Raw genomic sequence first — 23,703 nt, forward strand, 5'->3', positions numbered from 1 at the left:
ATTTGCGTACCCTCGCTCTCGACATTGGCAATACCGCGGTGAAAACCGGCTGCTTTGAGGGCTCGTTGCTCCGCGAGATGCAGGCGGGCCTCCCGGCCGCCGACGTGCTGGCGCTCGTGCGGCGGTGGCAGCCGGCGCACGTCATCGTGGCCTCCGTGGCGGAAGATGCGGCTTTGCGGGCCGACGAGCTGCGAAAACTGGTGCCGGGGGAAATCCTGACGTTTTCGCCGGCCACTACGGCCGTCCCGCTGCGCAACGCCTACGCCACGCCCCACACCCTGGGCGCCGACCGGCTGGCGGCAGCAGTAGGAGCGGCCGGGCTGCGGCCGGGGCGGCCCACGCTCATCATCGACGCGGGCACGGCTTTAAAGTTTGACGTAGTCACGGCCGATGAGACCTACCACGGCGGCAGCATTGCGCCGGGCCTGAGCATGCGCTTTCGGGCGTTGCACACGTTTACGGGGCGGCTGCCGTTGCTGGAGCGGCCCGCCGCCGATGCAACGATTCCGCTCGTGGGCGACTCCACTACGGGAAGCCTGCTGAGCGGCGTGGTGAACGGCATGGTGGCCGAAATCAGGGAGTTTATTGCTCAGTATCAGCAACTCTATCCCGGCCTCGGGGTGTTGCTGACGGGAGGCGATGCTGCTTTTCTAGCGGCCCGGCTCCCGGCTCGTATCTTTGTGGTGCCTGAGCTGGTGCTGCTCGGCCTTAATCGGATTTTAGCTTATCATGTTGTCAAATAAAGAGATGGGTTGCCTGCGTTTGGGCTTGGTGGTGGCGGGCGTAGTAGTTGCAATGGGTGGCGTGCAGGCGCAAGGCTTGGGCAATTCGCCCTACTCGCGCATCGGCCTGGGCGAATTCACTCCCAACACCGGCGGTGTACGCCAGATGGGCATGGGCGGTGTGGGCCTGGCGGCACCCAACGCTACGAACGTGAACGAATTGAACCCGGCGCTGCTGTACTACACCGGCCGAACCACGTTCGAAGCCGGCTTCAACGGGCAGTATAAAACCATTAAAAATGCCAGAGCGTCCAACCAGAGCGGCAGCGGCAACCTAGGCTACCTCGCGCTATCGGTGCCGCTGAGCACCCGCTGGGGCGCCGCCGTGGGCCTGAAGTCCCTGACCGCCGTGGACTACGAAACCAACGGCATCCAGGACGTGGCCGGTACGCCGGTGCCTACCCGGGTTTTCACTCAATCGAAGGGCGAAGGCGGTATTTCGGAGGCGTACCTAGGCCAGGGCATTCGCCTGGCCAAGGGCCTGACGGCGGGCTTTACCGCCTCCTACGTGTTCGGCGTTATCGACGAAACCAGCGGCTCCACGGTGCAGATTAATAACCGCGTCGACACGCTGGTGAACGCCGTGAACCGGTCGCACACGCGCTACTCAGACTTTGCCTTCCGCACCGGCGTGCACTACCGCCGCAAAGTGGGCAAGACCCTCAACATGAACGTGGCCGGCGTGTACGGCTTTGGCCACAACCTCAACGGGCAGAAGACCATCACGCAGGAGCAGGAAAATAGCTCGGGGGGCCTGATTAGCACGCCCACCACGGTGAGCGACGAACGCGGCAGCACCTATGTGCCCGCGCTGGCCCAGGTCGGCGTCAGCTTCGACAACGACAAGAACTGGAGCCTCAACCTCGATGCTTCGCAGCAGCAGTGGTCGAAATTCAATTCCTTCGGCTCGGAAGGCGTACCGCTAAATAATACGATGCGCGTGGGCCTAGGCGGCGAAATCACGCCCGACCCGGGTTCGGTGGACCATTACTTCCAGCGCGTGACGTACCGGGCCGGCCTGAACGTGGCCCAACTGCCCTACCAGCCCGGCGGCAAAATGCTGTATGACCGGGCCGTGAGCTGGGGCTTTGCGTTCCCGCTGCCCACGGCTACGGCACTGGAGGCTACTACGTTCAGCCTGGGTTTCACCTACGGCGTGCGCGGCAACACCGACATCCTGAATGCGGCCACCGGCAGCAGCAACGTGCAGGAAACCTACATCCGCGGGCAGCTGGGCGTCACGCTCAACAACCGCTGGTTCATCAAGCGGCGCTTGCAGTAGTCCACCGGGTTTAACCAGCTTCAGCACCTTGCACGATTTCAGACAACTGGCCGGAAGCGCACTGGTGGTGGCATTGCTGGCCCTGGCCGGCTGCGAAAAAAAAACCGCGACCGGCCCCAAGCTGGTCTACAACGGCCCGCTCACGGAAACCACCAACGTGAAGACGCTATTCAGCGACTCGGCCAAGCTGAAATTCCAGCTGACCGCCCCGTTGCAGCAACAGTTCGAAAACGGGAATGTGATTTACCCCAAGGGCGTGAAGGTGATATTCTATTCGTCGGATGGCAAGCGGAACGTGGTGAACACCCTCACGGCGAAGTACGGCAAGTCGGACAAGGCCACCAACATCTACACCATGCGCGGCCAGGTGGAGGTGGTGAACGTGCCGCAGGCCCAGCGCCTGGATACCGAAGAGCTGTTCTTTGACCAGAACAAGCAGCTCATTTACACCGACTCGGCCATGTACGTGAAAGTCACCACGCCCACCGAGCTGCTGACCGGCTACGGCCTGACGGCCAACCAGGACTTCTCCCGCTACGGCATCATCGACCCCAAGGGCGTATTTGCAGCGCCGGCCATCCAGGCCGCGCCCGCGCCGCAGCCGGTGAAATAGCGCACCCAGGCCGGCACTTTCTTCGGCGGTAATCCGCTTATTGCCCCAACCCCTCAGCCCCATGACTTTCGACAAATCCCTCCTGCGCACCGTGCTTTTCGCCTTGGGCGTGGTCTCGTTTGTTATCGGCGTGTACGAGACCATTCTGTACAACGACATCGCCCGTAACTACTGGATTTTCATGATTTCGATGTTCTGCTGGCTGCCGCTGCTGTACTGGCGGCAGCAGGAGCGGCTGGCCGCGAAAGTGGCCGAGGAACAAGCAAAATTGGCGAAGAAGGCCCAAGCCAGAACGCCGGCCAAATCAACTAAAAAGCGCCGCTAGACGCGGCTGAGCGCGCCCCCCGCCCCCCGCCCGTGGCCGCAACCAGGCAGACCCCAGCGGTTTTACCAGCCGGCTTCGGTACTTAAAATCAGGTAAAACTTTGATTGCCGGTCAAATTCTGGTTATTTTGCGCCTCTTTTGACCACCTACAACGGTTGTCGGTTGCCAGTTGTCAGTTTAGGCTGAACCGCTGCCCGGCCCTGACAACGGATACTCAATAACGGATACCCAGTAAATGGCTTTAATTAACACGATTCGAGAAAAATCAGGCGTGGCAGTCGGCCTCGTGGCGGTAGGCATGGTGCTCTTTATTGTGGGCGGCGACCTAGTGGGCGGCAACAGCCGCCTCTTTAACCGCAACCAAACTGTGGTGGGCGAGGTAGCCGGCCAGAAGGTGGAGCTCGACGAATATAACAACTCGCTGGAGCAGGCCAAGCAGGCCTTCATCACGCAGCAGCAGCGCCAGCCCGACGACCAGGCCCTGGGCTATCTGCGCGACCAGGCCTGGAACCAGACCATCTACCGCCTGGCGTTTCAGCCGGAGTGGGAGAAGCTGGGCCTGACCGTGTCAGACGACGAATTGGTGGACATGGTGCAGGGCGACAACATCAACCCCGGCATCAAGCAGGCCTTCACCGACCAGCAGACGGGCCAGTTCGACAAGGCACGGCTGATTGAGTACCTGAAAAACCTCGACAAGCTGCCCCCCGAAAATCAGGCCGCCTGGCAGAACTTTGAAGCCAACCTGCCCGCCGAGCGCCTCGCCAACAAGTACAACGCCCTGCTGAAAAACTCGGTGTACGTGACCACGGCCGAAGCCAAGCGCTACAACACGATGCAGAATACCAAGGCCACGGTGAAGTACCTGTTTGTGCCTTACGCCAGCATCTCCGACTCGGCCGTGAAAGTGACCGACGCGCAGCTGCAGGCCTACCTCGACAAGAACCAGAGCAAGTACCGAGTAGAAGACGGCCGCTCGGTGGAGTACGTAGCCATACCGGTGCTGGCGTCGAAAGAGGACAGCACCAGCGTAAAGACCACCATTGCCGAGCTGGCCACCCAGTTTGCTTCGGCTCCGGTAGACTCGCTGTTTGTGACTGCTAACTCGGAGCAGCCCTATAACAAGGCCCTCCGCAGCCCCGCCGACCTGCCCGAAGAGCTGCGCAAGCAGCTGCCCCTGACCCAGGGCCGCATCTACGGTCCTTTCGCCGAAAACGGCACCTACTCGCTTTATAAAGTGAGCGCCGTGGGTACCGGCACGCAGTCGGCTGCTCGCGCCAGCCACATCCTCATCAAGGCCGATGGCGCAACGCCCGAAGCCAAAGCCGCCGCGAAAGCCAAGGCGCAGGACATCCTGAGCAAAATCAAAGCCGGGGCTGATTTTGGCGCCATGGCCCGTCAGTTCGGTACGGATGGCACCAAGGACCAGGGCGGCGACCTGGGCTGGTTCGGCCAGGGCCGCATGGTACCCGAGTTCGAAAAAGCCATTTTTGGCGCTGGTGCTACCGGCCTGCTCCCCAACGTAGTAGAAACTTCGTTTGGCTACCACGTCATCAAGATAACGGCGGCTCCCACCAAGCAGACCTACCAAGTAGCCGAGGTGAAGAAAACCATTGTGCCCAGCGACGCTACCCGCGAGGTGGCTTATGCCAAAGCCCAGCAGCTGAAAGGCGAAGCCACCAACCTGGAAAGCTTCCGGGCCCTGTCGACCAAGGACAAGACCCTGGTGCGGCAGGAAGCCAAAAACCTGGACCGCGCCGCGCGCAGCGTCAACAACCTGCAGAACGCGCGCGAGCTGGTGCGTTGGGCCTTCGGCTTCAACCAAACCGGCGACGACACCAAAGTTGGCGACGTTTCGGAAGTGTACGAGATGGGCGACCAGTACGTAATTGCTGCCCTCACCGACCAGCGTGCCAAAGGCACCGCCAGCGTGGCCAACCTGAAGCCCGAGCTGTCGGCTATGGTGCGCAACGAGGAGAAGGCCAAACAGATTATGGCCAAGCTGCCGAAAACCGGCACTTTGGAAGAAATGGCCGCCAAGTACGGTTCTACCGCTCAGGTAGGTACTTCTACTGACATCGTTCTCGGCCAGGGCAACTTCCCCAGCATCGGCTTCGAGCCGTTGGCCGTGGGCAAAGCCTTCGGTTTGAAGCCCGGCCAGAAGTCGGCCGCCATCCAGGGCGAGCAAGGCGTGCTGGTGATTGAGCCCGTGAACGTGGCCGCGCCCCAGGCGCCTGCCGCCGACCTGAAAGCCCTGCAGACGCAGCTCGCGCAGCAGCGTGCCCAGCAGCAGGACGGCAAGATTTACGAGGCCATCAAGGCCCACGCCAACGTGAAAGACAACCGCACGAAGTTTTTCTAGGAAGTCAATCCCTTCGTTTGAAAAGGGCCGTACCTTCGGGGGCGGCCCTTTTCCGTTCTCAGCGACTTTGCAAATGCCGCGCAAACAAGTGCACTACGCAGGCCGGTTGTACGTTGAACGAACGGCCGCAACGCCAGCGTTCAAGCCCTAGCCTCACGGCTCTTTGTTGAATACTGACTACTCAATACCCGCTATGCGTTCGCATTCCCTAGCAGTGGCGTTCTCTTTGTTGCTGGCCATGCCAGTGCACGCCCAGGCGCCCCCCAAGGGCTGGGCACCCGTGAGCGGTACCGCCCTGGCCAACGACTACGCCCGCCGCGGCGAGCACGAGAAAGTGGTGTTTCTGTTTGAGCGGCTATCAGTTGAGGAGCAGACCAGCCTGGCGGTATTTCCCGTCTACCTCGCGTCGCTGCAGGCCTTGAAGCGCCACAAGGAAGCCGAAAAGCTAGCCAGGAAAGCCGTGAAGCTGCGGCCGGAAGATGCGGGCATGGGCGTGGCGCTGGGGGGAGTGTACGCCGCCGCCGGCGATGCCCCCGCCGCCGAAAAGCAATGGCAAAAAGTGCTGGCCCAGCTCACGCCCCCGCAGGTGCTGCCGGTAGCCGTCGAATTTGGCCGCCGCGAGCTGCCCCAGTGGGCCGAGCGCACCTATCTGCGCGGTCGCGTCCTGGCCAAAAACGACTCCGAGTACGCTCCGCAGCTGATTCAGCTCTACACCCAGAGCCAGAACCAGCCCCAGGTATTGGCCGAAACCCTGCGCCTAGTGGCGCAGGATGAAAAGCAGCTGCCCTTTGTGCGCAACATGCTGCAGAACGCTCTGCGCGAGGAAAAGGACTTTGATGCGCTGGAAAAGCTGCTGCTGGCCGCCGTGCAGCAGCACCCCGAGCAGGCGTCCTACAGCGAGCTGCTGCTGTGGCTGCAGGTGCAGCGCAAGGATTTTGGCGGGGCCCTGGTGCAGGCGCGGGCCCTAGACCGCCGCAGTCGCGGCGAAGGCATACGCGTGATGGAGCTGGCCAGCATTGCCCAGCAAAACAAGGACTACGAAAGCGCCATTGAGGGCTATGCTTACGTGGCCAAAGAATACCGCGGCGGCCCCTACGGCAACGCCGCCCGGCAGCGCCTCCTGCAAGTGCGCGAGGCCCAGGTGCGCGAAACCTATCCCGTGGATGCCGCCAAGGTGCGCGCCCTAGTGGCCGACTATGAGCAACTCCTGGCCGAATTGGGTCGCACGCCCGAAACGGCCCCTGTGCTCCGCAACCTGGCCAACCTGCACGCTTTCCAGCTGAATGACCGCGCCAAGGCCATGGCCCTGTTGCAAGAGGTTATTGACATGCCCCGCGTGAGTAGCGACGTGGTGGACGAGGCCAAGGTGACCCAGGGCGACCTGTACCTGCTGAAGGCCGAGCCCTGGGAGGCCACCTTGTTGTATTCGCAGGTAGAAAAGTCCCACAAAGACTCGCCGCTGGGCTACGAAGCCAAGCTGCGCAATGCCCGCCTGAGCTACTACGCCGGCGATTTTAAGCTGGCCCAAAGTCACCTCGATATTCTGAAGGAGGCCACCACCCGCGAAATTGCCAACGACGCCATGCAGCTTTCGCTGCTCATTCAGGACAACACCGTGGAAGACACGCTGGGCCTGGGCCTGCGCGCCTACGCCGCCGTGGAGCAGCTGGTGTTCCAGAATAAGATTAAAGAGGCCATCATGGGCCTGGATGCGCTGCTGGACAAGTTCCCCGGCCATTCGCTCTCCGACGATACCTACTACCTCAAAGCCCAGATGCAGCGGCGCACCGGCGACTTCCCCGGCGCCATTGCTACGCTGGAGCGCATCACCGGCAACCCCAAATACGACGTGCTGAGCGACGACGCGCTGTTTCTGCTCGCCCGCATTCAGGAAGAGGACGTGAAGGACAAAACCAAGGCCCAGGAGCTCTACAACCAGGTAATTACCAAATACCCCGGCAGCATTTACGTGGCCGAAGCCCGCAAGCGCTTCCGCAAGCTGCGCGGCGACGGGGTGTAGGAACGCACCAAGGCGCGTTCCTACCCGAAAAACACGAACATCAGGGCCAGCGCCAGGATAAATACTCCGTACATCAAGCCATCGGAGAGGATGTACTGGCGGTATTTGCGGTAAAATTCCTGGAGCTTGTGCATAGAAAACGGCAGCGGGAGAGCCGGGTCCAAAGATAAGCCGGCTGGCGTGGGGGAGGGGTTTGGTCGTACTTTTGGGGCCATTTCTACGACGTATCAAATGCCCATATCCGCTAGTAAGCGCTGGAATTTTATCCCCGACTCAGACCCTCAACCGGTTCACCGCCTCACCCAGGCCTTATTCATTGCCCCCGAGATAGCCGCCCTGCTGGTGCAGCGCGGCATTGACACGCCCGAAGCCGCCGCCGCCTTCTTCAATCCCGACCTGCGCCAGCTGCCCAACCCGCTGCTGATGCGTGGCATGGAGCAAGCCGTGGCCCGCCTCAGCCACGCCCTCAGCGCGGGCGAAAAGGTGATGGTACTGGGCGACTACGACGTGGACGGCATCACCTCCGTGGCCACGGTGATGAGCTACCTCACGCCGCTCTTCGGCGTGGAGCGGCTGCGCGACTACATCCCCGACCGCTACACCGAGGGCTACGGCATTTCCCAGAAAGCCATTGATTTTGCGGCCACTAACGGCTTCACCCTCATTGTGGCGCTCGACTGTGGCATCAAGGCCGTGGAGCAGGTGGCCTACGCCACCAGCCAAGGCGTCGATTTCATCATCTGCGACCACCACCTGCCCGGTGAGGAGCTGCCCGCTGCGGTGGCCGTGCTCGACCCCAAGCGGGCCGACTGCGAGTACCCCTACAAAGAGCTGTCGGGCTGCGGCGTGGGCTTCAAGCTGATGCAGGCCCTGGGCGAGCACCTGGGTCTGCCCGAGGCCCCGCTGCACGACCTGCTGGACCTGGCCACGGTCAGCATTGCGGCCGACATTGTACCCATCACCGGCGAAAACCGCATTCTGGCGGCCCACGGCCTGAAGCGCTTCAACGAAGACGCGGAGCTGCTGCGCCCCGGCCTGGCCGCGCTGCGCGAGCTGGCCACCCTGCGCGAGGGCCCCTTGGGCATCAGCAGCCTCATATTCGGCTTTGCGCCGCGCATCAACGCCGCCGGCCGCATGGGCGACGCCCGCCGGGCCGTGGCCATGCTGCTGGCTCCCGACCAGCAGGAAGCGCGCTACACCGCCGAAGTGGTGGACCAGATGAACCAGCAGCGCCGCGGCTCCGACCAGCACACCACCCAGGAAGCCCTGGATATGATTGCCGGCAGCACCACGCTGCAAAACGCCCGCGCCACCGTGCTCTACAAGGCCGACTGGCACCAAGGCGTGCTGGGCATTGTGGCCTCGCGCTGCCTCGACCAGTACTACCGCCCCACCGTCATCCTCACCCAGCGCGATGGCAAGGCCACGGGCTCGGCCCGCTCGGTGGCCGGGTTCGATGTGCACGAAGCCCTGGAGTCCTGCTCCTCCCTGCTCGACCAGTTTGGTGGGCACCGCGCGGCGGCCGGCCTCACCCTGAAGGTAGAAAACGTACCCGCTTTCCAGCGCTGTTTTGAGGAGATAGTGGCCAAAACACTTACCACCGAGCACCTGGTGCGCCCGGTGGAAATAGCGGCGGTACTGCCCTTGAGCCGGATAAACGAGGAGTTTTTTACTGAGCTGCGCCGCATGGAGCCTTTCGGCCCCGGCAACCCCAACCCGGTATTCGCCTCAAAACGTCTGCTGGCCGTGCCCAACAGCGCCCGCGTGGTGGGCCAGGGCCACCTCAAGCTCCGCTTGGCCTCGGCCGATGCCCAGGGCCCGGCCGTGGATGCCATCGGCTTCGGCCTGGCCGACTACCTGCCCGAAATCGAGCAGGGCCAGCCCTTCAGCGCCTGCTACACGGTGGAGCTGAACGAGTACCGCGGCCAGCGTAGCGTGCAGCTGCGCCTGCTGGACGTGCGCTGGGAGTAGGTACGGGTGCCATAAAAAGCCGGGCCATTTCTGGTCGGGCTACTTGGTGGCGGGAAGGGGGTTAAAGAAGTAGCTGGTCTTGCGGCCCTTGCCGCTGTTGAAGGCGCGGTTGCTGGTGCGCTTCAGGTAATTGCCGCGCACAAACACCCACGTGGCGGCAGGGGCATTATACGGTTCCTGGTGTTGCTTGAGGGCGAGCCGGATAAGCTGGTGGTTTTCGTAGCGCTCGGTCAGGAATTTGCGGCCTTTGGGGTCGTAGTACACCACCTTTCTCAGCTCTATTCCGAATCGCTGCTTCACTACTTCCCGCTTGACGAGTTGCTTCAATTGCGTATCGCTGAAGCTCTTTATCCGGCGGTGAATGCTACCGAAACTGCTCTGTGCTTCACTAAAGGAGGTCATCAGGGTTTCCGCATTGGCGTAGGCCGTATTGACCAGTCGGGTGAGCGAGTCGTGCGCTACGGCGTAGCGGGCTGATTCTGAAGGGGTGCCCGGCAGGCTGTAAACGCCCAGGGAAGTGGTTGGCCGGTCGGCGGTTGTGGTAGTATTTTGGGCTTGGGCGAAGCAGGTGGTGCCTACGCTAACCAGGCACAGCAACTGGCTGGCGAAACGATTTTTATTCATGAAAATGAAAAGGTGGTAGAAAAGTGTCCGCAAGATATAGTCGCGTCAGCGTTGGCGGCTCGCCCGCCACACCCACCACATGAGTGGCAGCTGCAGGGGCAGCCGGCCCCAGGCCATCCAGCCCGGAATGCCCAGCTTTTCGTGAACTAGGGCCATGTAGACATTGGCCGGAAACACAGCCACCAGCAGCGCCAGCAGGCCCCAGCCCGCCCAGCGCCGGGTGCGGGCGGGCAACAGCCCCAGCCCGCCCAGGATTTCAAATACTCCGCTCACGTACACCAGGGCCAGCGGCTGCGGCAGCTGCGGCGGCATAATGGCTAGGTAAGTAGCCGGATGCAGGAAATGCCAGATGCCGGCCAGCGTAAAAACGGCGGCCAGCACAAGGCGGCTGAGGAGCGGCAACGACATAAGGAAGCGACGAATAGAGGGCGGGGTGTAAAGCTAGCAGCGCGGAGGGCCGGCAAAAAATAGCCGCCGCCGGGAAAGAATTCTGCCCGTTGGGTTGTTGTGCACCGTATTGGAACTCGAATGAGCACACCTTGCCCACCGCCCGCGGCGGGCGTACTTTTGTTTTATCAATCCATTTTCCCACCCCGTCCATGCAAACCGCCACTTCCACTAACATTTATCAATTGACCGAAGAGCAGCTGGCTGTGCGCGACGCCGCTCGCGAGTTTGCCCAGGAACTCTGGGCCGGAGTCATCGAGCGCGACGACCACCAGAAGTTCCCCACCGAGCAAGTTAAGAAAATGGGCGAGCTGGGCTTTATGGGCATGATGGTAAGCCCCGAGTACGGCGGCAGCGGCCTCGACACCGTGAGCTACGTGCTGGCGATGGAAGAAATCAGCAAAGTGGACGCTTCGTGCTCGGTCATCATGAGCGTGAACAATTCGCTGGTGTGCTGGGGATTGGAGCATTACGGCACCGAAGAGCAAAAGCAGAAGTACCTGCCCCGCCTGTGCTCGGGCGAAATCATCGGCGCCTTCGCCCTGAGCGAGCCCGAAGCTGGCTCTGACGCCACCAGCCAGCGCACCACCGCCGAGGACATGGGCGACCATTACCTGCTGAACGGCACCAAAAACTGGATTACCAACGGCACCACTGCCTCGGTGTACCTCGTCATTGCCCAAACCAACCCCGAGCTGAAGTCGCGCGGCATCAACGTGCTGATTGTGGACAAGGACATGCCCGGCTTCATCCAGGGCCCCAAAGAGAACAAGCTCGGCATCCGCGGCTCCGACACCTGCTCGCTGATGTTCACCGACGTGAAGGTGCCCAAGGAGAACCGCATCGGCGCCGACGGCTTCGGCTTTAAGTTCGCCATGCAGGTGCTGGCTGGCGGCCGCATCGGCATCGCCGCGCAGGCCCTGGGCATTGCCTCCGGCTCGCTGGAGCTGAGCTTGAAGTACGCCAAGGAGCGCAAAGCCTTCGGCGTGGAAATCGCCAAGCACCAGGCCATCCAGTTTAAGCTGGCCGACATGGCCACCAACGTGGACGCGGCCCGCATGCTGTGCCTGCAAGCCGCCGCCGATAAAGACAACCACGACGACTACGCCAAGTCCGGGGCCATGGCCAAGCTCTTCGCCTCGAAAGTGGCCATGGACTCGGCCGTGGAGGCCGTGCAGATTCACGGCGGCTACGGCTTCGTGAAGGAATACCACGTGGAACGCTTCATGCGCGACGCCAAGATTACCCAGATTTACGAGGGTACTTCTGAAATTCAGAAAATTGTGATTTCGCGGGAAATCCTCAAGTAAGGGCCGAATTGCCTAAAATTCAGATTCATTGCACAAAACCCAGCCACTAAATGGCTGGGTTTTTAGTTTTTGTGAATTTCAACCTGTTATATTGCACTGCGGTAGCCATCCTGTTATCCTATCCGCTTCCCTTCGCCGGCTGTTCTGGCCATCTAAATTATGGAAGATTACAATAAAGTCATCGAGTCATTGGGCGTTCGCTACATCAAAGCGAAAAACCTGGTCTTGCACCAGCCCTTCACCGTGCGCAACTCCTACGATGTTGGTAATAATCTAATTCTGCTGCACAAAGGCCGCCTCACTTTCGGCGAGGATGAAATGGTGGTGGAAGAGGGCGACATGCTGTTCATTCCCGGCGGCCGCCCCACCCGCGTGAGCTACGGGGTTGACCTGAAAAACCGGCTGATTTCGAACGACGACCTCATTACCAACAAGGACAAGTTTTTTCATTCCAACGACAACCTCGACCTCATCGGCGACGACGAGGAAAGCCACACCTTCGTGAGCTTCGAAGCCAAGGTATTTGACTCCGTCAACTTCTTCGCGTCGCTCGACGTGCCGGCTTTCCTCATCAGCGGGCAGCAGAAGCTGGCCAACTTGGTGGTGAAGGTGGTGGAGGAGAGCATTCAGGACCTGCCGGGCCGCGAGCGCCTCATCAACATCTACACCGAGAACATTGTGGTGGAAGTAGTGCGCTACGTGCTGCGCAACAACATGTTTGTGGAGCAGTTGGCCACCAACAGCACCTACTTCAAAGACCCGCGCCTCATCGACCTGTTCAACTACATCAAGGAGAACCTGGGCGGTGACCTTAGCAACAAGGTACTGAGCGGCGTGGCCAACGTGAGCGAAGATTACGTGGGCCAGTACTTCAAAATGCTGACCAACATCAACCCGCAGGATTACATCGAATACCAGCGCATGGAGCGCGCCGTGTTCCTGCTGCGCACCACCAAGAAAAGCATCCGCGACATTGGCAAGGAAGTGGGCTACAAAGACACCGCCTACTTCTGCCGCCGCTTCAAGATGATGTTCGGCATACCGGCCGGCAAGATGCGCCGCCGCGAGTCGGCCATGAACATTTAGTCCTTCCGGCTACCCAATAAAAAGCCCCGCTTCGGTCACGAAGCGGGGCTTTTTATTTACGCAAATTCAATAAGCAACTGCTTACTCAACGCTGCGGAAGTCATCGTTTTTGGAACGGTAGCTGCTTTCCGAAGTCCGTGCGCTGGCATCGCTGCCCGGCGTGGTAGAGCCAAAGCCCGAGCCGGTGCTGCTATTGCCGTAGGCCGAGCCGCTATCGGAGCGGCCGCTGCCCACGCTGGTGCGCCGGCTGTTGGAGGCGTCCGGAGCCTGGTAGCCGGAGCTGCGGCCGTAGCTGCTGCCGCTCTGGCGGCCGTAGCGCGACTTTGGCTTGTCTTCTTTGCCGCTGTTTTTGCGGGTGGCCAAGTAGCCAATGCCCACGGCGAGCAGGGCGCCGCCCACAATCTTCTGGGTGGTGGTGAGGTCGCCCACGCGGCTGGCTGCCCGCGAGCTCCAGTCCTTAACGGTCTGGGGCAGGTCGTTCACGCCGTTGAGCACGCCCGAATCCTCAATCCATTTCTTGCCGCTTTCGATGGCGGTATCGAGCATCTTGTTGCCTTGCTGTTCTGCGCCTTCGTTCTGGCTGCTGCTGTTGGTTATGGCATTCTGGTCACTTGGCTCGCGGTCGGTGCTGGCCGTAGTACTTTGGCTGCTGGCTCCGCGTGCCTGCCCAGCGGCTGCGCCGCCTTTGCGGGCTCCGCCTGCGCTGCCAGTAGAAGCACCTGCGTTTTGGTTGCGAGCGTCGTCGCCGGGCATGGAGGAGCCAGGCTGGTTTTCTTGGTTATTCATAGTAATAGAAAGGAAGTGAAGGTGAGAAAGAAAGGAAAGAGCAGCTTCTTATTGCAAGGCTGCAGATGCTTTTATTCGTAAGTTCCTTTCCATAAGTTGCGCTAGCCCTCAATATTTTAAACGCCAGCCCCAATTTTATAGGGGCCGGGCGCGGGCTGGCAGAGCGCGGGCCAGTGGCGCCAGGCTCCTGCCAATTCCAACGGATTCTGAGTTTGGGAGAAGCCGGGACGCCGGCTACAGCGGTGGGCTTTTGGGCTGGGAATGCAGGGGCAGCGGCCGCAGCACGTGGCCGGGGGTGGCGAGTGCCACGCGGCGGGCTTCTTCGCGGGCTTCCACCTCGTATTTGTTGTGGTAGTAGCCCACGCGGGCCGATTCGACCAAGTATTTCCAGAGAAAAGGCACGAGGCCGTGCTCCCTAAACTGGCGGATGTGCACCAGCTCGTGCGCCACCCACTCGGCATCGGCCAGAAACTCTTCCCGCGTGGTGCCACTCAGGTGCACCGTCTGGCCAATGACCATGGCCACCCGCTGGCTCCCCAGCACCCGGCAGGCGATGCGGGCAAGGGGGGAAGAAGTCCAGGTACGAAGGTTTTGCATGGCGCCAAGGTAGAGAGAAATTTTGAGCGGATTGATACGATAAAGAAGGGCTTACGGTTGTGAGCTTATCTACTACTATAATAATATTTAATTGACTTAAATAAAGAACTTTTAGCTTTTTCAGGGTAAAAATGGTTGGGTAACCAATTCTATGGTTTAGCTTTACCTAATAAGCGACGTCATAGATAATATGAATTAGCACATACAACCCTTTTTCTCACCCCGTTACTTGGCTGCTTTCAGCCTCGCCTATCGCCTAAGAAACCCACTGCCCGGCTCTTCCTTAACCTTGCCAGGAACCCGGATTTTTGCCCCACCTCCACGACGGACAATGAAACATAGCATTCTGTATTGCCTCGCCGCTGCCTCTATGGCGCTCTCCTTCTTCTTCGAACAAGCCCCCAATGCTTCGATTACGGCCCGTGCCTCTGTGGCGCCCACCGTAGCCGAAGCATCGTTGTTTCCGGACCTGACCACGAGCGCCCCCGTAGCCACTGTACCCAGCATAGTGCCGGCCCCTGCCAAAGACCCAGTCGCGGAGCCCGCAGGCCCCACGGCCGAAGAGCTGGCCGCTTCCCGCGACTCGCTGGCCTACCACTACTACGAGCAAACTCTGGGCCTGGACTTGGCTTTCAACGAAAACAAGGACCTGCTGCGCACCGTGACCGACTGGATTGGCACGCCCTACCGCTACGGCAACAACTCGCGTCGCGGCACCGATTGCTCGGGGTTTGTAACCCGCGTATTTCGTGAAGTTTACGGCGTGACCCTGCAGCGCTCGTCGCGGTCCATGTTCACCACCACCAAGCACATTGCCAAGAGCGAGATGAAAACCGGGGACTTGGTGTTCTTCCGTCGCGGCAAGGGCCCGATTTACCACGTGGGCATCTACCTGAAGGGCGGCAAGTTTGCCCACTCGGCCACCAACGGCGGCGTGATGATAAGCTCCCTGAAGCAGGCCTACTACCAGCGCAATTTCTACGCCGCCGGCCGCGTGCGCGCCACCGAGGAAGCCACGGAAAACTAAGCGCCGTTACGGCTCTTTGAGACGAGGCGAAGCGCCCGGCCCCAGCGGCCGGGCGCTTTTTTGTTGTAGCCGCCGCCCATCGAACGCCGGCCGAAAAATATAGATAGCCGAATTAAACCTTGCTTCAACTTTGAAGTCAATGCTAAACGGCTGAAATATAGATTGAATAACCCGGTTTGTTTCATCTATATTTAGAGCCAATTTCGGCCTTTTTGCGTGCGTATATGAACCGTAGACATTTCCTCCAACGAAACGCGGCCGTCCTTACGTCGCCGGTGGCGGCCGGGGCGGCGCCAGCCGCCGCAGGCCCCGCCGTGCTGGCGCCGCAGCAGGACCCCCCCCGAAACCATCAGCCGCTACGCCAACCGCAAGCTGCCTACGGGGGCTCTCGCGCGCCACGAGCACGCTGGCGCCCTACGCCGGCCCGTGGGGCTACGGCCAGGCAGCGCACCTGCTGCGCCGCACCCTATTTGGCCCCACCCGCCCGCAGATTCTAACGGCGGCCGGCGCCACGCTCACCACGGTGCTCGACGGCCTGCTCACGGCCCCGCCCGCCCCGGCGCCGCCCCTGAACGTGGCCACCGCCGACACCAGCGTGCCCATCGGTCAGACGTGGACAACCCAGCCCTTCGACCAGACCGTGGAGGGCGTGCGGCGCACTTCGCTGCGCGACTGGTGGCTGGGGCAGCTGCTGGGCCCCGAAACGTCGTTGGTGGAGAAGATGACCCTTTTCTGGCACAACCACTTCGTAGTTGAACTCAACGATATCAACGACGCCCGCATGGGCTACGAATACTGCCGGCTGCTGCGCCAGCACGCCCTGGGCAACTTCCGGCAGCTGAGCAAAGACGTGACGGTAACCCCAGCCATGCTCCGCTACCTCAACGGCAACCAGAGCACGGCCGGCAACCCCAACGAGAACTACGGCCGCGAGCTGCTCGAGCTTTTTACGGTGGGCAAGGGGCCGCTCATTGGGCCCGGCAACTACACCCACTACACCGAAGCCGACGTGCAGGCGGCCGCCCGCGTGCTCACGGGCTGGCGCGACCAGGGCGCGCCAGTGGGCAGCTACTTCACGGCAAGCCGGCACGATAACACGACCAAGGTGTTTTCGGCCGCGTTTGGCAACGCCAGCATCGCGGGCAGTGCCGCTACCGAGTACCAGAACCTCATCAACCTGATATTCCAGCAGGCCGAAACGGCGCGGTTTATTGTGCGCAAGCTGTACCGCTGGTTTGTTTACTATGTGATTGATGCGCAGGTAGAAGCGGATATTATTCAGCCGTTGGCCACGCTGCTGGTGCAAAGCAATTTTGAGGTGGCGCCGGTGCTGCGCAAGCTCTTCAGCTCGGAGCATTTCTTTGACGAGGCCAATGTGGGCTGCCTCATCAAAAGCCCGCTGGACTTTTCGGTGGGCCTGTGCCGGCAGATGCAGCTGGTGTTCCCGCCCGCCAGCAGCACCGTGGCGCAGTACGGCATGTGGAACTACCTCAACGGGGTGGTGAACCTGCAGCAGCAGTCCCTGGGCGACCCGCCCAACGTGGCGGGCTGGGGGGCCTACTACCAAACCCCGCAGTACCACGAGCTGTGGATAAACGCCGTGACGCTGCCGCGCCGGAACCAGGTGACGGACCTCTTCATTGCCAACGGCTACACCCGCAACGGGGCAAAAATTGTGATTGACCCGGTGGCGTTGGTGCAGTCGTTTCCGGCCACCACGGCCTCGGACTGCAACCAGCTCATTGCCGAGTTTGTGCGGCTGATGCTGCCCATCCCGCTCACCGTCAATCAAGTGGGTTTTCTGAAATCGGCGCTACTGCCGGGCCTGCCCGACTTTGAGTGGACCGTGGAGTGGCAGGATTACCAAGCGGCTCCCACCAATACCGCCAAACGGGCGGCCGTGAACACCAAGCTGCAAGCCATGCTGCGTGCCTTGATGGGGCTGGCCGAGTACCATCTTTCCTAAGCTGTTGCCCAGCAGCTACCAGCTGTTGGCCTTCAAGTTACCCATTCGTCAATCGCGGTTGCCGGCCCGGAGCCAGCCCCATCAGCTAACAGCTTAATCATGAAGCGTCGCGAATTTTTGCAAACCACGGCGGCCGCCACGGCGGGTACGGCCTTTTTGAGCGGCCTGCCCATTGGGGCCTATGGCTACTCGCCGGAGCTGGCCGCCCTCACCAACGCCGCCACGCAGTCGGACAAAGTATTGGTAATCATTCAGCTGCAGGGCGGCAATGATGGCCTGAACATGATTATCCCCCTGGACCAGTATCCGGCCCTGATGGCGGCGCGGCCCAACCTGGCCCTGCCGCAGGCGGCGGTGCTGCCCCTCACGGCGGCCACGGGTATCCACCCGGCCATGGCGGCGCTGCGCAACCTCTACCAGAACGGCCAGATGGGCGTGGTGCAGAGCGTGGGCTACCCTAGCCCCAACTTCTCGCACTTCCGGGCCACCGATATCTGGACCTCTGGTTCGGATTCTAACGTGAACCTGACCACGGGCTGGGCCGGCCGCTACCTCAACAGTGAGTTTCCGGGCTTCCCAACGGGCTACCCCAGCACCCAGAACCCCGACCCGCTGGCCATCAGCATCGGCTCGGTGGTGAGTAACTGCGTGCAGGGCCCCGCCGTGAACATGGGCATGGCCATTGCCAGCACGTCGTCTTTTTACCAGCTGCTGAGCGGTGGGGTAGACGCTGCCCCCAACACCCCGGCCGGGCACGAGCTCACCTTTATCCGGCAGGTGGTGAGCCAGACGCAGGTGTACACCACTACCATTCAGGAGGCCGCACGCCGCGCCCAGAACCTTTCGCCGCTGTACCCCACGGCGGGCCAGAATTCGCTGGCCGACCAGCTCAAGATTGTGGCCCAGCTGGTGGCCGGGGGCCTGGGCACCCGCATCTACGTATGCAACCTGGGCGGTTTCGATACCCATACCCTGCAGGTGCCCGCCACGGGCAGCACCACCACCGGCACGCACGCCACGCTGCTGGGCAAGATTGCCGAAGCCGTGAATGCCTTTCAGGACGACCTGCGCCGGCTGGCAATACAGGACCGGGTGGTGGGACTCACGTTCTCGGAATTTGGCCGCCGCATTCGGGCCAATGCCGGCAACGGCACCGACCACGGCGCGGCCGCACCACTGCTCGTATTCGGCACCCGGGTAAATCCCATGGTGCACGGGGCCAACCCCACGCTGCCCGCCAACGCGGGCGTGAACGACAACGTGGCCATGCAGCACGACTTCCGCAGCATCTACACCAGCATCCTGCAGGACTGGTTCCAGGTGGCGCCGGCCACGCTGGCGCAGCTGTTCGGGCGCAGCTTCCCCTACGTGCCGGTGCTGCGGCCCAATGCCCTGCTGGCCACGACCAAGGCCGTGGAAGTGGCCGACTTTACGGTGTATCCCAACCCCGTAGCCCGCGAGGGCCGCACCACCGTGGCCTACGAAAGCGCCGGGGGACACGTGCAGGTAGTGCTGCTAGACACGCTGGGCCGCGAGGTGCGCCGGGCCGTGGACCGCGTGCTGCCCCGCGGCGCGCAGCTGCTGCCCCTAGACCTGAGCGGCCTGGCCGCCGGTGCCTACTACTGCCAGGTGCGCGAGGCCCAGCGCAGCGGCTCGCGGATAGTGGTGATTGAATAAGGAGGCTGATTACCAGTAGGAAAGCAACAGTATCGGCTGCCGGTAAGGGAGCTTCTTGCTAGGTGCGCGGCAGGGTTTCCGTACTAATGTGAGAAAAAAGGCAGCCCGGAAAGACGCTTTTGCGTACAGCTATTCTCAAGGCTACTGCCTTGCATCTTTTCCCTTCCTTCTTTCATTACCTTTTTTATGGACTCCAAAATTGAACAGCAGCTCGAAAAAATCATGCCCGAAGACCTGGCGCGTACTTTCGAAAGCGCTTACCGTGTGTTGGTACAAGGCAACCACGAGCACATGGACGACCTGCTGAAAAACGGTGGAACCCTGCTGCGCAAAGCCGCGCAACGGTTTACTCCCACCCAAATGGTATTAGGCGTCGCCGCCCTGGCCACCGTGGCCATTGTGCTGATTGGCCGCGAGATGAACAGCGAGAGCGAGGGTGAAGCGCACGATGTGAGCGAGAACAAGCGCCAGCTTGCCACCAATAAAGACGCAAGCTCGAAGGATTCTGCAAAGGGAAAAGGCGACAAGTAGGCCTTCAGACTTAGCAGCCAAAACAAGAAAAGGCCGCTTCTAGGTAGGAAGCGGCCTTTTCTTGTTTTGGCTGGGGTTGGGCTGTGCTCATGGAAAGGGCGGGTTGATGGTGCCATCTACGAAGCGAGGGCTGCTGTCCGGCACCGACCGCGTGGTAATGGAGCTGGGGTTTTGGTCGGCCTCGTTTTCATCTTCGGGGTCCGGGTCGGGCTCCTCCTCAAAATTGTTTTCGGGGTCGGGAATGGCAAGGTGCATAGCTGGGACGACGAGCCTGGTGGCAGTGAGAGCCCCCCAATGAGCTGCCCCACAAGCCCCGGAAGTGGTGTGACGCCATCTTTTTTCTTCTGGTTCACAATGCTTTATTGTGAGGCCGGCTGCGCGCTCCCAGCTTACCTCGCACACGGTCTTAAGGCCGGTAAAATGCCACGAGCCGGGCCAGCGTTCAGTGGAAACCCGCATGTCAACGGCTTCGTAGCGTGGGCTGGACCGTAAGAGCGCAAAAGCTGGCAGCATGCGGGAGCTGCCCAGACACGTGCGAATGGTGGGGCCGAGAAGGAAGTGCATGCTCTTGATAATGTGTGAAGTAGCGGCGCAGGCAGCGGGCAGAATTTCCTGCAGCGGAGCTAGTTTCCCTGCAGCTTCCAGGCGGTGGTTACCCGCGGATTGGCTTCGGTGGCTGAGCGCAGGAACACTAACTCGTCGAGCTGGCCCACGCGCCAGGTTTCCAGCATGTTGTTGTAAAACGGTGAGCCGGGATTGCCGCTTTGCCCGCCGGGGTACACGCCGTAGGCGCGCACTTGCGGACCCAGGGCCACCACCATGCGCCAGGAGGGCCCGTTGCGCTCGGAGGTAGCGTTCACGATGCCTGCTCCGCCGCCGCAGTCCACGTCCAGCTGCCCGAAGCCGGGCAGCTGGAGCAGGTGCAGAATGTCGGTGCTTTTTTGGTTGGCCCAACGCCATTTGGGGCCCAGCGGCCCAAACTTGCGGGTGAGCGAGTCGGTGGCAAAGCGCAGGCTTTGCAGCGCCAGCTGCGGCAGTGTCTCCCGGGCGGAGGTGCGACGGTCGTCAATCCAAGGCGAATCGGGCTCCTGCATAATCAGGTTGTTGGTACGGTCGCGGGCCGGGTAGCGCATTTCAAGGCCGGTGACTTTGGCGCCGAAGTCATCGTCCCACAGACGCTTTACCAGGTCGGCATACCAAAGGCTGAACACGCTGGGGCCGATGGCGTCGGCGGTGTACAGGTAAGGCCAGCGGCGCAACTCGGCCAGCACTTGGCCTTCCGGAGTATTAGTAGCTACCCCGCTTGTCAAGGCCAGCATTTTGGGCAGCATGAGCTGGGCGTTGAGGTCGAGCACGTCGTTTTGCAGCTGGCGCAGGCTGTCGGGCGTCACCTGGCTCATGGCCGCGAGCCGCTCGTTGATGCGGTGGCCGCGCTCGTAATTGGCGTAGTTCCAATGGAGGTAATAGGGGTAATCAGGGCCGGCCGAAAACTGGTTGGCCGAGCTCACGAAGCCCCGCGCCGGGTTTTTCACGTGCGGGTTCTGGGCCGCCGGAATCCAGCCCTGCCAGTCGTAGGCCGCGTCGGTCCCGTCCAGGATAAACTTGCCCTGGTCGCGCCACTTCAGCGGGAAGCGGCCGTTGGGCCAGATGGCTATATCCTTTTGGTTATCAGCAAAAATAAAGTTCTGCGCCGGGGAGCCGTAGTGCCCCAGCGCAGCCGTGTAGTCGGGGTAAGAGCGGGCTCGGTTCAGCTGGTAGAAGGCCAGCACTTCGTTGGCGCCGTCGTGGGCGGTCCAGCGCATGGCGTGAGCAATGGGCGTCTGGGCCAGGAAGGGCTTCTCGGGCTTGTCGTACACCACCGGGCCGTGGTGGGTGTAGAGCACGGTATCGAGCCGGTCGGGCCGGCCGCGCACCTTGATGCGCTCCACCACGCGGCGCACGGGCTTCCAGCGGCCGTCGTGCCAGTACGCGCGCTGGGTGTTATCCTTGAATTTCAGCTGATAGAAATCAAGCACATCCGCTGCCACGTTGGTCACGCCCCAGGCCGTTTTTTCATTGAAGCCGATGATGACCGTGGGCGCGCCGGGAATGGTGACGCCGTACACGTTCACGCCCGGCGCATTGAGCTGAATCTGGTACCAGATGCTGGGCAGGTTGAGCTGCAGGTGGGGGTCGTTGGCCAGCAGCGGGTAGCCCGAGGCCGACTTGGCGCCGCTCACCGCGAAGTTGTTGGAGCCCAGCTCATCATCGGGCTCGGTGCGCAGCTGGTGGGCGGCCTGGGCGGCGGCAAACGACCTGGGCACGGCCGGCACCGGGAGGGGCTCGAAATCGAGCGGCGTGCCGACGGGCACGATGGGGTCTTCCCGGGTGGGATAATCTGGAAACAGGTCCCTGGTCACGGCGGGGCCGTATTTGCCCAGGATGTTGCTCATGCGCAAGTCGTCGGTGCGCCCGCTCAGGTCCCAGGCCATGAACTTGAGCAGCAGCGCACATTTGAGCGGCTGCCAGGGCTCCGGCTGGTAGTCGAGCAGCTTGTACTCAAACGGTAGCGTAGCCGGCGTGAGCTGGCTGATGTAGGCATTCACCCCGGCCGAGTACGACTCCAGCACGATGCGCGTGGTGGGGTCGGCCATCATCACCGTCAGGGAATTGGCGGCGCCAAAGGGCAGGCCCATGCGCCGGAAAAACCGGTCGGTTTCCAGGCGGGCCGGGCCCACGATTTCGGCCAGCCGCCCGGCCGCTACGTGGGTCTGGAACTCCATCTGCCAGAGCCGGTCGCGGGCCGTGAGGTAGCCCTGGGCAAAGTACAGGTCTTGGTCGTTCTGGGCAAAAACGTGGGGCACGCGGCGGTCGTCGTAGCGCACGGTCACGGGTTGCTTCAGGCCGGCCAGGCCCAGGGTTTGCTCGGCGGGAAAGGAGCTGGGGGCTTCGCCGTTCTGCCAGAAGCCCCGGTACGGGCTCAGCAGCTTGCCAAACGGCGGCACGTCGCCGTGCTTGGTGTTCAACGTCCAGACGAGGGTGAGGCTGACGGCGAGCGTCAGAAGGGCTTTAATCCAGGAAATCATACGCTCAGGGGCGAGCCGCCACGGCCCGAATGCCCTAAATGTAGAGCGCTGCCGGGAGTTCTCGGCTCGCGCTTACCCAAAACGGCCCCACCAGGCTGTGCATGGTGGGGCAAGTTTGATGTCGATACATACATAAGGAGTGGTGCCGGGCGGCGCGGGTCAGCGCAGGGCCACTTCGCGCACCAGCCCGCCAATGCCCCACACGCGGAGCTGCTGGCGCACAGCTTCCGCCTCGGGCCGCTCACCGAAGTTGCCCACGAACACGCGGCTGCGCTGCCGGCCATCAAGCAGGTCCTGCGACAGTTCCACTTTTACGTCGTGCAGCAGCGACTGGATGCGCGCCTGCATCTGGCGGGCATTGGCCACATCGCCGAAAGAGCCGGCCTGAATGAGGAAGCCCGTGGGGCAATTCACCGATTCGTTGGCCGTCATTGCCTCCGTCTTGCTCACGGTGGCTGCGGCAATCAGGGCAGGCTTTTCGGTGGGGGCCACTGGGGTGGCAGCGTTGGGCTCCGGGTCGTCGGCGTTGGGCACCGAGTAGGTAGCGTAGGCCGCCTCGGGGTTGGGGTCGGCGGCAAACAGCGCGGCCAGGTTGTTGGGGGTAGTGGCCGGGCCCAGGGGCGTATCGGCTTTCACTACTTCGGCTACCACCGTGGCGGCGCCGCATTCGGTGATGCCCAGGGGGCGGGCGGCAATTTCCGAAAGGTCAATAATCCGCTCGTGGCGGAAAGGGCCGCGGTCCGTGACCCGCACCACCACCGACTTGCCGTTCTTCACGTTCGTCACCCGTAGGCGGGTGCCGAAGGGCAGGGTTTTGTGGGCGCAGGTGTACTTGAAGCGGTTGAACCGCTCGCCGCTCGTGGTCTTGCGTCCTTGAAAGTAGCTGCCGTACCAAGAGGCCCGTCCGCGTAGCACCGTGGTGGCGCTAGTGGTGGGGGTAGAAACTGCTTTGGTGGTGCCTGGGCTGGAGGCGTGCGCCGGGGCGCTCAGCAAAGTCAGCAAAAATAGAAAGCTGGAGTAGACGGTTACTTTAAAGAGACGGAATAAAATCATGCGTTTTGCAGATGGTTAGCAAAACAAACATAGGCCCCTTCGCTCCGGCGATGCTAAACTTCCACCATCAGTTGCTCATAATTTTAGACATAAAATTGACCTTTTTCAATAAAACTTGCATTTAATTAATTCAAATGCCGAGTCGAAAAGCTGTCGTGAGAAGCCGTCAAACTATATTT

Annotated in this window: 20 protein-coding genes; 13 read left to right on the plus strand and 7 right to left on the minus strand. The window is 61.6% G+C overall.

The genetic code is table 11. The annotated features are described in order from the left end of the window. Positions 1-2 precede the first annotated feature (2 nt). The 7 genes from BEN47_RS03535 to recJ all read left to right on the plus strand — a co-directional run bounded on the left by BEN47_RS03535 (position 3) and on the right by recJ (position 9,355). Positions 3-743 (plus strand): type III pantothenate kinase, encoded by a 741-nt coding sequence (locus tag BEN47_RS03535; RefSeq protein ID WP_070725163.1) that lies wholly within the window; start codon positions 3-5, stop codon positions 741-743. After that, positions 730-2,064 (plus strand): BamG family beta-barrel-assembly machinery protein, encoded by a 1,335-nt coding sequence (bamG, locus tag BEN47_RS03540; RefSeq protein ID WP_125921473.1) that lies wholly within the window; start codon positions 730-732, stop codon positions 2,062-2,064. Before BEN47_RS03535 ends, bamG begins: the two co-directional genes overlap by 14 nt. 28 nt (positions 2,065-2,092) lie before the next feature. Beyond that, positions 2,093-2,677: an LPS export ABC transporter periplasmic protein LptC gene (gene lptC, locus BEN47_RS03545; protein ID WP_158010822.1), complete on the plus strand. Its 585-nt coding sequence runs from the start codon at positions 2,093-2,095 to the stop codon at positions 2,675-2,677. Positions 2,678-2,738: 61 nt separating this feature from the next. Next, entirely contained in the window at positions 2,739-3,002 is a 264-nt protein-coding gene (locus BEN47_RS03550; protein WP_070725167.1) for a hypothetical protein, read from the plus strand. Positions 3,003-3,237: 235 nt separating this feature from the next. Further along, positions 3,238-5,364 carry a peptidylprolyl isomerase gene (locus BEN47_RS03555; RefSeq protein ID WP_070725170.1) on the plus strand — a complete coding sequence of 709 codons (2,127 nt, stop codon included), beginning with the start codon at positions 3,238-3,240 and terminating at the stop codon, positions 5,362-5,364. A gap of 193 nt (positions 5,365-5,557) precedes the next feature. Beyond that, positions 5,558-7,384, plus strand: a complete 1,827-nt coding sequence (locus BEN47_RS03560) for a tetratricopeptide repeat protein (protein ID WP_070725172.1) — start codon at positions 5,558-5,560, stop codon at positions 7,382-7,384. 231 nt (positions 7,385-7,615) lie between these two features. Continuing rightward, positions 7,616-9,355 carry a single-stranded-DNA-specific exonuclease RecJ gene (gene recJ / locus BEN47_RS03565; protein ID WP_070725174.1) on the plus strand — a complete coding sequence of 580 codons (1,740 nt, stop codon included), beginning with the start codon at positions 7,616-7,618 and terminating at the stop codon, positions 9,353-9,355. 39 nt (positions 9,356-9,394) lie between these two features. On the opposite strand, the gene BEN47_RS03570 is transcribed toward recJ, so the two are convergent. Further along, a complete protein-coding gene (locus BEN47_RS03570; RefSeq protein ID WP_070725176.1) occupies positions 9,395-9,979 on the minus strand; it encodes a hypothetical protein in 585 nt (194 codons plus the stop codon). A gap of 45 nt (positions 9,980-10,024) precedes the next feature. Then, positions 10,025-10,387, minus strand: a complete 363-nt coding sequence (locus BEN47_RS03575; protein WP_070725178.1) for a DoxX family protein — start codon at positions 10,385-10,387, stop codon at positions 10,025-10,027. Between the two features lie 191 nt (positions 10,388-10,578). On the opposite strand from BEN47_RS03575, the gene BEN47_RS03580 reads away from it, so the two are divergent. Together BEN47_RS03580 and BEN47_RS03585 are read left to right on the plus strand one after the other, a co-directional pair. Beyond that, a complete protein-coding gene (locus BEN47_RS03580) occupies positions 10,579-11,736 on the plus strand; it encodes an acyl-CoA dehydrogenase family protein (RefSeq protein ID WP_070725179.1) in 1,158 nt (385 codons plus the stop codon). 159 nt (positions 11,737-11,895) lie between these two features. Beyond that, a complete protein-coding gene (locus BEN47_RS03585) occupies positions 11,896-12,822 on the plus strand; it encodes an AraC family transcriptional regulator (protein ID WP_070725183.1) in 927 nt (308 codons plus the stop codon). A gap of 81 nt (positions 12,823-12,903) precedes the next feature. Here BEN47_RS03585 and BEN47_RS03590 read toward each other — a convergent pair whose 3' ends face one another. Together BEN47_RS03590 and BEN47_RS03595 are read right to left on the minus strand one after the other, a co-directional pair. Next, the gene (locus tag BEN47_RS03590; protein ID WP_070725185.1) at positions 12,904-13,608 is read right to left on the minus strand and encodes a hypothetical protein; all 705 of its coding nucleotides are present in this window, start codon (positions 13,606-13,608) and stop codon (positions 12,904-12,906) included. 234 nt (positions 13,609-13,842) lie between these two features. After that, positions 13,843-14,205 (minus strand): eCIS core domain-containing protein, encoded by a 363-nt coding sequence (locus tag BEN47_RS03595; protein ID WP_070725187.1) that lies wholly within the window; start codon positions 14,203-14,205, stop codon positions 13,843-13,845. A 370-nt stretch (positions 14,206-14,575) separates the two neighbouring features. On the opposite strand from BEN47_RS03595, the gene BEN47_RS03600 reads away from it, so the two are divergent. The 4 genes from BEN47_RS03600 (at position 14,576) to BEN47_RS03615 (ending at position 19,406) form a co-directional block, all read left to right on the plus strand. Beyond that, entirely contained in the window at positions 14,576-15,232 is a 657-nt protein-coding gene (locus BEN47_RS03600) for a C40 family peptidase (RefSeq protein WP_070725189.1), read from the plus strand. A gap of 454 nt (positions 15,233-15,686) precedes the next feature. Further along, a complete protein-coding gene (locus BEN47_RS03605) occupies positions 15,687-17,198 on the plus strand; it encodes a DUF1800 domain-containing protein (RefSeq protein WP_262490374.1) in 1,512 nt (503 codons plus the stop codon). A gap of 99 nt (positions 17,199-17,297) precedes the next feature. Continuing rightward, on the plus strand, positions 17,298-18,875 hold the full coding sequence (locus tag BEN47_RS03610) for a DUF1501 domain-containing protein (protein ID WP_070725194.1): 1,578 nt from the start codon (positions 17,298-17,300) through the stop codon (positions 18,873-18,875). Between the two features lie 186 nt (positions 18,876-19,061). Then, the gene (locus BEN47_RS03615; protein ID WP_070725196.1) at positions 19,062-19,406 is read left to right on the plus strand and encodes a hypothetical protein; all 345 of its coding nucleotides are present in this window, start codon (positions 19,062-19,064) and stop codon (positions 19,404-19,406) included. 87 nt (positions 19,407-19,493) lie between these two features. On the opposite strand, the gene BEN47_RS21285 is transcribed toward BEN47_RS03615, so the two are convergent. The 3 genes from BEN47_RS21285 to BEN47_RS03625 all read right to left on the minus strand — a co-directional run bounded on the left by BEN47_RS21285 (position 19,494) and on the right by BEN47_RS03625 (position 23,524). Beyond that, complete coding sequence (locus BEN47_RS21285; protein WP_158010827.1) at positions 19,494-19,661, minus strand: hypothetical protein; 168 nt, start codon at positions 19,659-19,661, stop codon at positions 19,494-19,496. 368 nt (positions 19,662-20,029) lie between these two features. Next, on the minus strand, positions 20,030-22,471 hold the full coding sequence (locus BEN47_RS03620) for a penicillin acylase family protein (protein WP_070725199.1): 2,442 nt from the start codon (positions 22,469-22,471) through the stop codon (positions 20,030-20,032). A gap of 159 nt (positions 22,472-22,630) precedes the next feature. Next, complete coding sequence (locus tag BEN47_RS03625; protein ID WP_070725201.1) at positions 22,631-23,524, minus strand: septal ring lytic transglycosylase RlpA family protein; 894 nt, start codon at positions 23,522-23,524, stop codon at positions 22,631-22,633. Between the last annotated feature and the right edge of the window lie 179 nt (positions 23,525-23,703).

It is taken from the genome of Hymenobacter lapidarius (assembly GCF_001816145.1).
Classification (GTDB): domain Bacteria; phylum Bacteroidota; class Bacteroidia; order Cytophagales; family Hymenobacteraceae; genus Hymenobacter; species Hymenobacter lapidarius.

What these genes read in the sequence shown, in the direction of transcription:
- BEN47_RS03575 (WP_070725178.1), bottom strand. Translation starts at nt 10,387, where the DNA reads ATGTCGTTGCCGCTCCTCAGCCGCCTTGTGCTGGCCGCCGTTTTTACG.
- bamG (WP_125921473.1), top strand. Translation starts at nt 730, where the DNA reads ATGTTGTCAAATAAAGAGATGGGTTGCCTGCGTTTGGGCTTGGTGGTG.
- BEN47_RS03555 (WP_070725170.1), top strand. Translation starts at nt 3,238, where the DNA reads ATGGCTTTAATTAACACGATTCGAGAAAAATCAGGCGTGGCAGTCGGC.
- BEN47_RS03580 (WP_070725179.1), top strand. Translation starts at nt 10,579, where the DNA reads ATGCAAACCGCCACTTCCACTAACATTTATCAATTGACCGAAGAGCAG.
- BEN47_RS03570 (WP_070725176.1), bottom strand. Translation starts at nt 9,979, where the DNA reads ATGAATAAAAATCGTTTCGCCAGCCAGTTGCTGTGCCTGGTTAGCGTA.
- BEN47_RS03560 (WP_070725172.1), top strand. Translation starts at nt 5,558, where the DNA reads ATGCGTTCGCATTCCCTAGCAGTGGCGTTCTCTTTGTTGCTGGCCATG.
- BEN47_RS21285 (WP_158010827.1), bottom strand. Translation starts at nt 19,661, where the DNA reads ATGCACCTTGCCATTCCCGACCCCGAAAACAATTTTGAGGAGGAGCCC.
- BEN47_RS03625 (WP_070725201.1), bottom strand. Translation starts at nt 23,524, where the DNA reads ATGATTTTATTCCGTCTCTTTAAAGTAACCGTCTACTCCAGCTTTCTA.
- BEN47_RS03600 (WP_070725189.1), top strand. Translation starts at nt 14,576, where the DNA reads ATGGCGCTCTCCTTCTTCTTCGAACAAGCCCCCAATGCTTCGATTACG.
- BEN47_RS03550 (WP_070725167.1), top strand. Translation starts at nt 2,739, where the DNA reads ATGACTTTCGACAAATCCCTCCTGCGCACCGTGCTTTTCGCCTTGGGC.
- BEN47_RS03585 (WP_070725183.1), top strand. Translation starts at nt 11,896, where the DNA reads ATGGAAGATTACAATAAAGTCATCGAGTCATTGGGCGTTCGCTACATC.
- BEN47_RS03620 (WP_070725199.1), bottom strand. Translation starts at nt 22,471, where the DNA reads ATGATTTCCTGGATTAAAGCCCTTCTGACGCTCGCCGTCAGCCTCACC.
- recJ (WP_070725174.1), top strand. Translation starts at nt 7,616, where the DNA reads ATGCCCATATCCGCTAGTAAGCGCTGGAATTTTATCCCCGACTCAGAC.
- BEN47_RS03590 (WP_070725185.1), bottom strand. Translation starts at nt 13,608, where the DNA reads ATGAATAACCAAGAAAACCAGCCTGGCTCCTCCATGCCCGGCGACGAC.
- BEN47_RS03610 (WP_070725194.1), top strand. Translation starts at nt 17,298, where the DNA reads ATGAAGCGTCGCGAATTTTTGCAAACCACGGCGGCCGCCACGGCGGGT.
- BEN47_RS03615 (WP_070725196.1), top strand. Translation starts at nt 19,062, where the DNA reads ATGGACTCCAAAATTGAACAGCAGCTCGAAAAAATCATGCCCGAAGAC.
- BEN47_RS03595 (WP_070725187.1), bottom strand. Translation starts at nt 14,205, where the DNA reads ATGCAAAACCTTCGTACCTGGACTTCTTCCCCCCTTGCCCGCATCGCC.